Origin of the sequence: Luteimonas sp. J29 (assembly GCF_000472505.1) — a bacterium.
In the GTDB taxonomy this organism is placed as follows: Bacteria; Pseudomonadota; Gammaproteobacteria; order Xanthomonadales; family Xanthomonadaceae; genus Luteimonas.
The window spans coordinates 1-11077 of the sequence record NZ_AWZR01000001.1; the positions used below are offsets into that span (position 1 = coordinate 1).

Annotated in this window: 13 protein-coding genes; 4 read left to right on the forward strand and 9 right to left on the reverse strand. The window is 61.5% G+C overall.

The window, feature by feature from the left end; all coding sequences use genetic code 11:
* Positions 1–61: 61 nt before the first annotated feature.
* From LUTJ29_RS18515 to LUTJ29_RS17915, 5 genes are all read right to left on the reverse strand, one after another.
* Positions 62–757 carry a hypothetical protein gene (locus tag LUTJ29_RS18515; RefSeq protein ID WP_198012640.1) on the reverse strand — a complete coding sequence of 232 codons (696 nt, stop codon included), beginning with the start codon at positions 755–757 and terminating at the stop codon, positions 62–64.
* Between the two features lie 133 nt (positions 758–890).
* Positions 891–1379, reverse strand: a complete 489-nt coding sequence (locus LUTJ29_RS18770; protein WP_051322538.1) for an AAA family ATPase — start codon at positions 1377–1379, stop codon at positions 891–893.
* 656 nt (positions 1380–2035) lie between these two features.
* Positions 2036–2650, reverse strand: coding sequence for a hypothetical protein (locus LUTJ29_RS18525; protein ID WP_156911519.1), 615 nt, complete (start codon positions 2648–2650; stop codon positions 2036–2038).
* A 132-nt stretch (positions 2651–2782) separates the two neighbouring features.
* Entirely contained in the window at positions 2783–3058 is a 276-nt protein-coding gene (locus tag LUTJ29_RS17910) for a hypothetical protein (RefSeq protein ID WP_051322539.1), read from the reverse strand.
* A gap of 128 nt (positions 3059–3186) precedes the next feature.
* Complete coding sequence (locus tag LUTJ29_RS17915) at positions 3187–3462, reverse strand: hypothetical protein (protein ID WP_051322540.1); 276 nt, start codon at positions 3460–3462, stop codon at positions 3187–3189.
* A gap of 813 nt (positions 3463–4275) precedes the next feature.
* On the opposite strand from LUTJ29_RS17915, the gene LUTJ29_RS18530 reads away from it, so the two are divergent.
* The gene (locus LUTJ29_RS18530; RefSeq protein WP_144774677.1) at positions 4276–4632 is read left to right on the forward strand and encodes a hypothetical protein; all 357 of its coding nucleotides are present in this window, start codon (positions 4276–4278) and stop codon (positions 4630–4632) included.
* A gap of 113 nt (positions 4633–4745) precedes the next feature.
* On the opposite strand, the gene LUTJ29_RS18535 is transcribed toward LUTJ29_RS18530, so the two are convergent.
* From LUTJ29_RS18535 to LUTJ29_RS0100010, 3 genes are all read right to left on the reverse strand, one after another.
* A complete protein-coding gene (locus LUTJ29_RS18535; RefSeq protein WP_144774554.1) occupies positions 4746–5285 on the reverse strand; it encodes a hypothetical protein in 540 nt (179 codons plus the stop codon).
* A gap of 59 nt (positions 5286–5344) precedes the next feature.
* The gene (locus tag LUTJ29_RS18270; protein WP_186441995.1) at positions 5345–6334 is read right to left on the reverse strand and encodes a YaaC family protein; all 990 of its coding nucleotides are present in this window, start codon (positions 6332–6334) and stop codon (positions 5345–5347) included.
* Positions 6335–6552: 218 nt separating this feature from the next.
* Positions 6553–6780 carry a hypothetical protein gene (locus tag LUTJ29_RS0100010; RefSeq protein ID WP_027070742.1) on the reverse strand — a complete coding sequence of 76 codons (228 nt, stop codon included), beginning with the start codon at positions 6778–6780 and terminating at the stop codon, positions 6553–6555.
* Positions 6781–7018: 238 nt separating this feature from the next.
* Between LUTJ29_RS0100010 and LUTJ29_RS15515 the strand changes: the two genes are divergently transcribed.
* Positions 7019–8029, forward strand: a complete 1011-nt coding sequence (locus tag LUTJ29_RS15515; protein ID WP_051322541.1) for an integron integrase — start codon at positions 7019–7021, stop codon at positions 8027–8029.
* On the opposite strand, the gene LUTJ29_RS0100020 is transcribed toward LUTJ29_RS15515, so the two are convergent.
* Entirely contained in the window at positions 7974–8468 is a 495-nt protein-coding gene (locus LUTJ29_RS0100020) for an Lrp/AsnC family transcriptional regulator (protein ID WP_027070743.1), read from the reverse strand. The two genes, LUTJ29_RS15515 and LUTJ29_RS0100020, sit on opposite strands and share 56 nt — an antisense overlap.
* A gap of 139 nt (positions 8469–8607) precedes the next feature.
* On the opposite strand from LUTJ29_RS0100020, the gene phhA reads away from it, so the two are divergent.
* Complete coding sequence (gene phhA / locus LUTJ29_RS0100025; protein ID WP_027070744.1) at positions 8608–9498, forward strand: phenylalanine 4-monooxygenase; 891 nt, start codon at positions 8608–8610, stop codon at positions 9496–9498.
* A 331-nt stretch (positions 9499–9829) separates the two neighbouring features.
* Positions 9830–11026: an amino acid aminotransferase gene (locus LUTJ29_RS0100030; protein ID WP_027070745.1), complete on the forward strand. Its 1197-nt coding sequence runs from the start codon at positions 9830–9832 to the stop codon at positions 11024–11026.
* Positions 11027–11077 lie beyond the last annotated feature (51 nt).

Genomic DNA, 11077 nt, shown 5'->3' on the forward strand with positions numbered 1-11077 from the left:
GCCTAACGCCTGAATTAAGCCGCGCCGCGAAGCGGCGTCGGCTTGAATGAATTGTTAGGTGCTAATCGAGATTCACAAATGAAAGATTTCTCTCCACAATGTTGCCGTTTGCATACATGGATATCAATCTCACGGATCCTGCCTTGACAGGGGTAACAGTGTGTTGCGTTGGTCCAAAGCTGAAGGTAATGCCGTTGTCAGACTCCACATATGAGTTGTCACCGGCCATGTCTGAACCTTCAAGCAATTGCCGAGAAATCTCTTCGCCTGTAGCAGGTGAAATTACCAATGCAATCTTCTTTCCAGGGAAAACTCTCATGTATAGCCTGTAAGGCTCAGTAGATGCATTGGGAGAATTGAGCGCGAATGGCTCTGATTGATACAGGCCGACTCGTACTTCAATTTCCGAACTGCAGCTCTGGCAGAAGTTTCGCTCGGTTTTGCTCACCGACCAAATCTTCTCGCGGTTGTCATAACGAAAGCAGACATCGCTACCAGGAAAGTCGTTGAAGCTGAAGTTGATGGTCTGAGTGATCAAACCGTCAACCATGAATGTTGCACTGTGTTGTTTCGCTGACTTGAGAACAGCAGCGGAGGCGAACGTACCTGGACGCAGAGCATCCAATTCGTATCCATTGTTGAACGACACGCCATGCATCTCCCCCACCTTGCTAGGCATGCCGCCGCTTATGCAGGCCAAAGCCTCATCTCCCATGATCGGTCTCGACCCGTATGCCGAAAACGCGAGGAAACTCATAATTAACAGTGCGAATGTTCTCATGGCACCTAACACCTAAGTTAAGCCGAGACGCGTAGTGGAGCAAAGCACATGGCAAGCTTTTCCTGCCATGTGCTTTGCGTAACGAAGCGGCTTCGGCTTGAACGCATTGTTAGGCCGCGACTGCCCCGCTGCTGAGGCGCTCGCTCTTACGGCCTGGAAAGGAATCAAAGATCCGACGGTGGGCATGGTATGACCATTGATCTTGCCGAACATAATAATCCGCAACCCAAGCCTGGAGGTTTTCAAGCATCTGGTCTTGAGCTGCTTTCGAGGCGTACTTGTGGGGCTCCCATGGACGCTTGCGATTGTGCTCCAAGCACGTTTCAAGCCCGGGATTGAGGAAGACAAGCTCGGTGCAGTGGGCAGACGCGGCCAGCACTAGCTCTCCGTAGCAGCCCTCTACGACCCAGCTGGGGTGCTCGGATACAAACGCAGCCAACGAAGCCTCGATTGCGTGAGCAGGCCGCTGAACAGCAATCTTGCCCGGCTCCCAGACGATGGAGTCGAGGTCAAGATGAGCCAAGCCGTGTTCTGAAGCCAGTTGCTTCGCAAATGTGCTCTTCCCAGAACCGGAGTTGCCGAAGACGAGAACTTTCATAGCTGCCTAACACCAGAGTTAAGCCGAGCAGCGTAGTGAAGCGAAACACATGGCAAGCTCTACCTGCCATGTGTTTTGCGTAACGAAGCGGATTCGGCTTGAACGACTTGTTAGGCCGCCGCTGCCTGGCACTTGTGCCCGACCTGCGACAGCCCAACCCCTGGACCGAACAGTACAACAAGTCTTGCCGCGAACGCGGGCTGGCCCGCGTGGCCGGAGCCAGAAAGGTCGGCTCGCGCGGCCAAGAACTCACACTGCGCCCCGCCCGATGGCCCTGAAGGTGCAGCTGTACGGAAGGAAAGCCCCAGAAAGCATTCCTTCGAACTCTTGAGGAGTCAGGTCTGGCCTGGCGGAGTTCACGTAGTACTCCGTTACCAAAAAGTTGGGATCAACAGGCGTGATGCCGGGGCAGGCCATCTTGAACCCTGGCCGTGTCGTCAAGCTCCGGATCGCAGATGAAGTCCGGGCGCTCCGGAGGTGCGCTTGCACACCCGGCCAAGCAGATCAGCATGGTGAGAAGAACGAGCTTCATGAGGTGCCTGAGAGTAAGGCCTAACACCTGAGTTAAGCCGACTTGCGTAGTGGAGCCAAAGTCATGGCAAGCTTTTTCTGCCATGGCTTTGGTGTAACGAAGCAAGTTCGGCTTGAACGAATTGTTAGACGCCAACTGCGCCATCTTTCTGCTCGTTTTGTTTGGCGAGCAGATGAAGGTGCTTGTTCATGGCGCGAAGCTCGTCCCGTATCTCTTGCACCGTGGTTTTGTTTGGGCCTTTAAGTGCATCGACGATTGCTTGGCTTGCACTCGTTCGGGTCGGCATACGTCCCAGATGGGATATGCCGAGCATGACCGCCTCTTCCGCTCTTCGAAGAACACCTAGAGGATCTCGATACTTGTACGAGACTTTGATGTTGAGTCCCTTCCCGATACTGCTTTCTAGCCCAGAGTATTGCCCCCCATTAAAGGTGTATCGCTGCCCGGCCGACAACGCGGGGAACCCATCCTTTGAAATGAAGGATCCACTTCCGTCGGGCTTCTCGATACCCCACCAGTCAATTGGAAGTGGTTCCGAGAACTTCACGTTGAGAGCGCTACCACCGCCAATGTTCTCAATCACAAGGTCGATGAGGGAAGGAACGTCAGGATTTGGCTGGTAGTAGACCAAAAGCTGAGGTTGTGAGCCCCGATGAACAGCGAGATAGGCAACCCAGACCGCGAGAAGAGTCGCAAGAGGGCTGACCACATAAGCGATGATCTGAGCTAGCAGAGACATGGAAGCCCTCCGTAGTGTCTATTGGCGTCTAACGCCTAAGTTAAGCCGCGCCGCAGCGGGGCGTGAAGCACATGGCAAGCTCTACCTGCCATGTGGTTTGCGCCCCGATGCGGTGTCGGCTTGAACGCATTGTTAGGCCGCGCGCCGCCGATCCCGCCAAGCGCCCACGACCCACCCGACAGCAGCGCCACCGATCCCGCCCCAGAGGCCGCCCACAGTGAAGCGCTCACCAGTGAAGAACGCTGCAGCCGCGCCAATGGCAAAGCCCACCAAGACAAATCCCGCAATGAAACGCCTAACCGCAAGACTTCGATTCTCGGCCTCTCGCTTGCGGCGCAACTCAGCCTGAGCATTCAGATCAGGCTCCAGAATAGTCTTCGCGATTGCTTCGGCTTGTTGCTTTTCCATGTGCCGAGACTCCTGATTAGCGGCCTAACACCTAAGTTAAGCCGAGGCGCGTAGTGGAGCGAAACACATGGCAAGCTCTACCTGCCATGTGTTTTGCGTAACGAAGCGGATTCGGCTTGAACGCATTGTTAGGCCGCGCGCCGCCGATCCCGCCAAGCGCCCACGACCCACCCCACAGCAGCGCCACCGATCCCGCCCCAGAGGCCGCCAACAGTGAAGCGCTCGCCAGCGAAGAACGCTGTAGCCGCACCAATGGCAAAGCCCACCAGGACAAATCCCGCAATGAAGCGCCTGACCGCAAGACTTCGATCCTCGGCCTCTCGCTTGCGGCGCAACTCAGCCTGAGCATTCAGATCAGGCTCAAGAATGACCTTCGCGATTGCTTCGGCTTGTTGCTTTTCCATGTGCCGAGACTCCTGATTAGCGGGCTAACACCAGAGTTAAGCCGCGCAGCGTAGGGGCGTGAAGCACATGGCAAGCTTTACCTGCCATGTGGTTTGCGCCCCGAAGCGGAGTCGGCTTGAACGAATTGTTAGAGCGCACTACAGCGGATACTTTTCGCGCAGCTTGCCAAGCTCTGTGGCTAAGTCAATGCAAGTTCGACGCGCAGCGTCCAGCTCCTCAGTTGAAATTACGTGCTCCTTCCTTGGCTCTACGAACGGTGGTGTCGATATGGCTATTGCGTGGCGCCCGAAAGATTCGATTCCCCACCGAGAGTGCATGATCAAGTTACGAAGCTCCCTAGTGGCGTGAGCTTTGCTGGTCCATGTGCGGTACTTGCGATAGGCATCCGACGTGCTGCCGTAGCGCGACTTGGCTTGTGCATCAGTCCTGTTTATCAGCTCGGCGACGCTGAAGTCCTCCGCGCGGTTTCCGTAGCTATCAAGGCTGGCGCCGTCATTGTGCCAAGCGACACAGTAGTGGAGTGCTGAGCTGAGCCTGGCGTAAGCAAGGACAAGTCGCCCAATCGCGGATGCCACGTTCTCTTCGGTAGCATCGCGTCTAGCGAACGTCTCTGCGAGTGTCATGGAGCCGAGATCTTCCATGTGCGGTCTAACGCCTGAATTAAGCCGACCCGCGAAGCGGGTTCGGCTTGAATGAATTGTTAGGGGCTATGCGACTGGCAGATCAAGCTTGACGCCAAAGTGCCCCTGATCTGTCCGAGATCGACGCCACCCACCTACTACCATTGCATCACACCTACAAAGGATCCGCTCGTGCCCGAGCCGCTTGAGTTGCTGGCGATACGAGCGAGCATCCTTGCGAGACAAGTAGCCAACCGTTCGGCCATCAATGTCTACGCGGACCGCCAGATTGTCGTGCGGATTCGAATCCTCAAGGTGCAGAACGGCCTCAGTCATGTGCTCAGCACTGTCCTCGGTGCGGCCACCACAGATCGCCTCAAGTGCATCTTGGTACTTGGACTCACCAACAATGTCGAACTCGTATGTGCCGGGACCTGGCAAGTGGCCTTGCACGGATGGTCCGCCACGTTGAACAGATCGCTTGCGCCAGAAGAAGTAGGCGAGCGCTGCTATAGCCAAGAATACGAGAATGCTGGACATAGCCCATAACACCTAAGTTAAGCCGCGCCGCAGCGGGGCGTGAAGCACATGGCAAGCTCTTCCTGCCATGTGGTTTGCGCCCCGATGCGGTGTCGGCTTGAACGCATTGTTAGGCACCACCTTCACTTCAGTGGAGCCGGCGGCGCTGGAACGGGATGGACATCGAGTGGGCTAAGCAGAGCCTCACGTGGGAAGTCAGCGGGCACCGGCTCGCCGTTGATGATGCTTTTAACAATATCTACTGCAGGAGACCGCCTGGTTCTTTCATGGTAGAAATCGCGTGAAAGATCCAGGATCGCCTGATCCATGCCCCAGAGTTGAAGAAGCGGCCCGGTTTGAGAAGTAGCTGCGAGATAGGTCTGACCAACGCTCATCCGGGTCGCGCCGCAACTGCGGAATCTGTACTGGATCATCTTGAATGAGTCCGCGTCGCCTTTTAGGGGATCAATCACTTTTATGTGGCCGACCACATACTCAGTATAAGCAGTGTCCCCTAGCGCTTTGTGGATGTAGAACGCGCTAGTCAACTGAAAAGTGAAGATCGTCGGCGCAGAGGCGACGATCTCCCTAAAAGAAGCTTTGGGTGGATCTGCACAAGCTATCGCATCGGCGCCAGATGCGGCTGCTAGAACTATGACCAACAGAACTCGTCGAATCATCATGTGGTGCCTAACACCTGAGTTAAGCCGCGCCGCGAAGCGGCGTCGGCTTGAACGAACTGTTAGACCAAGGGCGCATGAACTACCTCGCGTTCGGCAAACTCGCTGGCGATCAGATAGAGGAACTGCTGAGGGAGGTTCAAAATTACTTCCTCCAAGTGGCTCCCGTACTTTGAGTCGAGGATGGATTGAAACAGGTTCGGCCTGTAGCGCGTCACCGAGCCGAGATAAAAGAACACAAGGTAGATAGACATGACTTGCGCAAGCATGTCGCTACGTTCGGACGGCGGACACAGATAGAGGTAGTTCTTGCGGAAGGGCGGGATTGTCATGACGCTGAACCAAAGGAATGGCTTTAGCACCTTGACGATGTCCGCGATCTTGTCACTCGGGCGGCCCGTGTACTTAACAGCCTTCTTTTGCTCTAAGCGGATCAGCGTGCGGTCGCCAATCGTTTCGCTTGGCGAAACCTCTCGAAAGAGCGTGCTGAGCCCAGACTCCTGAAGCAAACGTTTGCGGGTGATCCCAAAGCGTGTCAAATCGTCTGAAAAGATGCCGAGCTCTGCCCAAACCTCCTTTGTTGAGTCATTGAACCGGAACTCTACTCGATGCACTTCAACAAACCGCTCACTAGCGCCCGTTGCAGCGCACCAGACGCGATGCCCGGGAACCAATTGTGGCATGACGTTTCTGAGCGTGTAATTGCGATTTTTCGGATCGGTCTTACCGGTAATTATCTGCTTGAGATCGTTGAATAGGCGCGGATTGGATCCGCGCCAGTTAACCGTAACGATAGAGTCGTGAAACTCCCTGCCCCCTGTAGGCGTGGATTCGGTCAAGCCGTGGTACGCCGGGCCGTAAGTGCTCTGCGTTCCTCGAACTAGGGCGAGTGCCTTAACAAGGTTTAGAAAGGAATAGTAGAAAAGGAGTGGCTTCGTGGGTGAGAGGTGCGAGCTAGACGAGATTTCGTAGAAGTTCTGCGCTTGCTCAAGAAATGCTCTCGCCTCATCCCGTGCGCTGGCAGTAAGGCCATCTTCAATCACTTGCTTCATGACGCCCCATGGGCTCGTGGCAAAGATCCTCGATTGCAGCCCGAACCGGCGCGTTGTCCGTTTGACGGGGTACACGGAGAACGGGATCGGTCGACCCTTTACCTTGAGCGGCTTGCCGCTTCTTGCTGCAGGCACCGGCATACTTTCCCCCTTGGTCTAACACCTGAATTAAGCCGACCCGCGAAGCGGGTTCGGCTTGAATGAATTGTTAGACCGCACTACGCCAACTTCTGGGCGTAGTTTTTGCGGACATACTTATTGATGTATGCATTTAGCCCGTCTCCAATCTGCGCGAGGCGCTGCATCTCTGCGATGTGGTCTGCGCCAGCGCTTGCGTTGGTGTAGAGGTAGGACCCGCCACGCTCGAATTGAACGATGATGGAGCCATCTCCAATCTCATACGACTGAACGCCAGAGTCTCCGTTGATGTCCTTGTACAGCGGCATAAATCCTCCTGTCGGTGAACTTGCGATGTACTACAACTGCGGTCTAACACCAAGTAGACCCCGCACCCGGGGAATATGGCCGAGTATTCAGCCGCCCCCTGCCCCAGTCAAATCGGAATTCCTACCCTGGATCAGGCATTTGCCCGATCCTCCGGCCCGGTGTCCCGGGCCACGCTGGACCCGGATATCGCCATGGACGGGGCGGTATCGATTCTCCGGCCGGAAACGGGTGATAAGCATGGATGCGAGTGAGCGGCAGGCTCCGCGCCTGTTCGACGAGGTTCGCCGCAGGATGCGGTTGCATCACTACAGCCTGCGGACCGAGCGGGCCTACCTGGGGTGGATCCGCCGGTTCATCCTGGCCAACGGCAGGCGCCATCCGCGCACGATGGGCGCGGTGGAGGTCGAGCGGTTCCTGACCACGCTCGCGGTCGAGGGCGGGGTCGCCGCGAGCACCCAGAACCAGGCCCTGTCGGCGCTGCTGTTCCTGTACCGGGAAGTGCTGGGGATCCGCCTGCCGTGGATGGACGAGGTCGTCCGCGCCAAGCGGCCGGCGCGGGTGCCGACGGTGCTCTCGCGCCGGGAAGTGGCGTCGCTGCTGGCGGGGATGGACGGGCGCGCCGGCGTGGTGGCGCGCCTGCTGTACGGCACCGGGATGCGGCTGATGGAGGGGCTGCGGCTGCGGGTCAAGGACGTGGACTTCATTCGCAACGAGATCGTGGTGCGCGACGGCAAGGGCGGCCGCGACCGGCGCACCGTGCTGCCGGCGACGCTGGCCGGGCCGCTGCAGGCCGAGCTCGAACGCGCCAGGGTGTTGCACCGCGGCGACCTGGAGGACGGCTTCGGCGCGGTCTGGCTGCCGCATGCGCTGGCGCGCAAGTATCCGTCCGCCGCGCGCGAGTTCGGCTGGCAGTACGTGTTCCCCGCCCTGCGCCGCTCGAGGGATCCGCGCGACGGCGTCGTGCGCCGCCACCACCTGGACGACGCGGTGGTCTCGCGCGCGATCCGCAGGGCGCGGCGCGCGGCCGGCATCGACAAGCCGGTCTCGGCGCACACGCTGCGCCACTCCTTCGCCACCCACCTGCTCGAGGACGGCTACGACATCCGCACCATCCAGGAGCTGCTCGGGCACAAGGACGTCGCCACCACGCAGGTCTACACCCATGTGCTCAACCGCGGCGGCCGCGGCGTGGTCAGTCCGCTCGACCCCGGGCGGGCGCCGGCAGCGGCAGGCCGCGGTAGCCCTTGATGGTGCGCAGCACGAAGCTGGAATTGACGTCGGCCACGCCGGCCTGGGCGAGCAGGCGGTCGAGCAGGAAGCGCGAGAAGTGCTCGAGGTCCCCGACCACGATATGCAGCAGGTAGTCCATCTCGCCGGTCAGGGCGTGGCAGGCCACCACCTCGGGGCAGTCGTTGACGTGGGCGGCGAAGGTGGCCAGCGCCTCGGCGTCGTGGCGGGCCAGGTGGACGCGCACGAAGGCCTGCAGGCCGAGGCCCAGGCGCTCGCCGTCGAGTTCGGCGCGGTAGCCGGCGATCACGCCCTCGCGTTCGAGCCGCTGCACGCGACGCAGGCAGGCCGAGGGCGACAGGTGCACCCGCTCGGCCAGCTCGGCGTTGGTCTGGCGGCCGGCGCGCTGGAGTTCGGCCAGCAGCTGGATGTCGATGCGGTCGAGTTCGATCGCGGTCATTTCGCGCGTCCTCCCGGCGTTGTCCGCACGAATGGTGCGCGCTCGCGCCCATGCGATGCAACGTTCGCAATCCTGTTGCGGCCGCGGCGCGATATCCTGCCGGTTGTATCCCATGCCCGCCGGCCAAGAGGAGACCGCCATGTCCACCGCACCGCGCCGCGTCGAGAACCTGCACACCGACAAGGGCAAGGTCCCGGTGTACGCCACCGGCATCGTGGAACAGCCCTGGGACGATTACAGCGCCGCCGACCATGCCACCTGGGCCACGCTGTACGCGCGCCAGCGCGGGGTGCTGGCCGGGCGCGCCAGCGCGCAGTTCCTGCAGGCCCAGGACGCGATGGGCATGAATCCGCGCGCGATCCCGCGCTTCCGCGACCTCAACGCCGTGCTGGGCCGGACCACCGGCTGGGAGCTGGTGGGCGTGGAAGGCCTGCTGCCCGAGCTCGACTTCTTCGACCACCTGGCCAACCGGCGCTTCCCGGTCACCTGGTGGATCCGGCGCCCCGACCAGATCGACTACATCGAGGAGCCGGACCTGTTCCACGACCTGTTCGGCCACGTGCCGCTGCTGATGAACCCGGTGTTCGCCGACTACATGCAGGCCTACGGGCGCGGCGGGGTGAAGGCGCACGGCATCGGCCCGGAGGCGCTGCAGAACCTGACCCGGCTGTACTGGTACACGGTGGAGTTCGGCCTGATCCGCGAGGCCGGCGCGCTGCGGATCTACGGCGCCGGCATCGTCTCGTCGTCGGGCGAGTCGGTGTACGCGCTGGAAAGCGCCGCGCCCAACCGGATCGGCTTCGACCTGGAGCGGATCATGCGCACCCGCTACCGGATCGACAGCTACCAGAAGACCTACTTCGTGATCGACAGCTTCGAGCAGCTGATGGACGCGACCCGCCCGGACTTCACGCCGGTGTACGCGCGCCTGGCCGGGCAGCCTGCGATCCCCGCCGGCGAGGTGCTGGACACCGACCGCGTCCTGCACCGCGGCACCGGCGAAGGCTGGCCCGACGACGCCGACACCTGACGCCGCCCCTCCCGACAGCACCTGTAGGAGCGGCTTCAGCCGCGACCCAAGGAAATCCCGGACCGACGGCAATCCCCATGTCCGCAGCCCCGTCCCCGGGCCGCCGCAGTTCGCGGCGGCGCGGGCGCGTTGCCGCGAACGCGCGGTAAGCGGAGACATCGGTCGCGGCTGAAGCCGCTCCTACAGGGATGGGATGGAGACGAAGGCGGGGGCTGGTGGGGAACGTTCCGGCCGCAACGAACGCGGCCGGCGTGGAGATCGCTGCTAGAATCAGGCGGTTTTTCGCCGCGGCCCGCGGCGCCCCTCCCCTCCTCCTGCGACGACTGCCGCCGTGTCCTTCTTTGCGAACGTTGAACTGGTCCCGGGCGATCCGATCCTGGGCCTGACCGAGGCCTACAACGCCGACGCCCGCGCCACCAAGGTGAACCTGGGCGTGGGCATCTACTACGACGAGGACGGGCGCATCCCGGTGCTGCGCGCGGTGCAGCAGGTCGAGCGCCAGCTGGCCGAGCAGAGCAAGCCGCGCGGCTACCTGCCGATCGACGGCCTGCCCGACTACACCCGCGCCACCCGCGACCTGCTGTTCGGCGCGCAGTCGCCGCTGGTGGTCGAAGGCCGCGCCGCCACCACCCAGACCATCGGCGGCAGCGGCGCCCTGCGCGTCGGCGCCGAGCTGCTGAAGAAGACGCTGCCGTTCGCGCGCATCGCGATCAGCTCGCCGAGCTGGGAGAACCACCGCGCGGTGTTCACCGCGGTCGGCTTCGAGGTGGTGGAGTACGCCTACTTCGACGCCGCCACCCGCGGCGTGGACTTCGACGGCATGCTTGCCGACCTGCGCAGGCTCGAGCCGGGCACCGTGGTGCTGCTGCACGCCTGCTGCCACAACCCCACCGGCGCCGACCTGACCCCGGCGCAGTGGGACCAGGTGGTGGCGCTGCTGCACGAGCGCGGCCTGTTCCCGTTCATCGACATGGCCTACCAGGGCTTCGACCGCGGGATCGAGGAGGACGCGCACGCGGTGCGCCTGCTGGCCGCCTCGCCGATCCGCAACTTCGTGGTCGCCAGTTCGTACTCCAAGTCGTTCTCGCTCTATGGCGAGCGCGTGGGCGCGCTGACCGTGGTCGCCGACAGCGCCGACGAGGCGCGCCGGGTGCAGTCGCAGATCAAGCGCCTGGTGCGCGCCAACTACTCCAGCCCCTCCACCCACGGCGCGGCGCTGGTGGCCGGCGTGCTCAACGATCCGGCGCTGCGCGCGCAGTGGGAAGAGGAGCTCGGGCAGATGCGCACGCGCATCCACGCCCTGCGCGCGGGCCTGGTCGAGCGCCTGGCCGCGCACGGGGCGCCGCAGTACGACTTCATCCAGCGCCAGGCGGGGATGTTCTCGTACTCGGGCCTGTCGCGCGCGCAGGTCGACCGGCTGCGCGACGAGTACGGCATCTACGCCGTCGGCACCGGCCGGATCTGCGTGGCGGCGCTGAGCGCCCGCAACCTCGACTACGTGGCCAGCGCGGTGGCGGCGGTCAGCTGACCGCCCCGGGGAAGAGACGGTTGCGGTGGAAATCTTTCCCCATCCGCGACC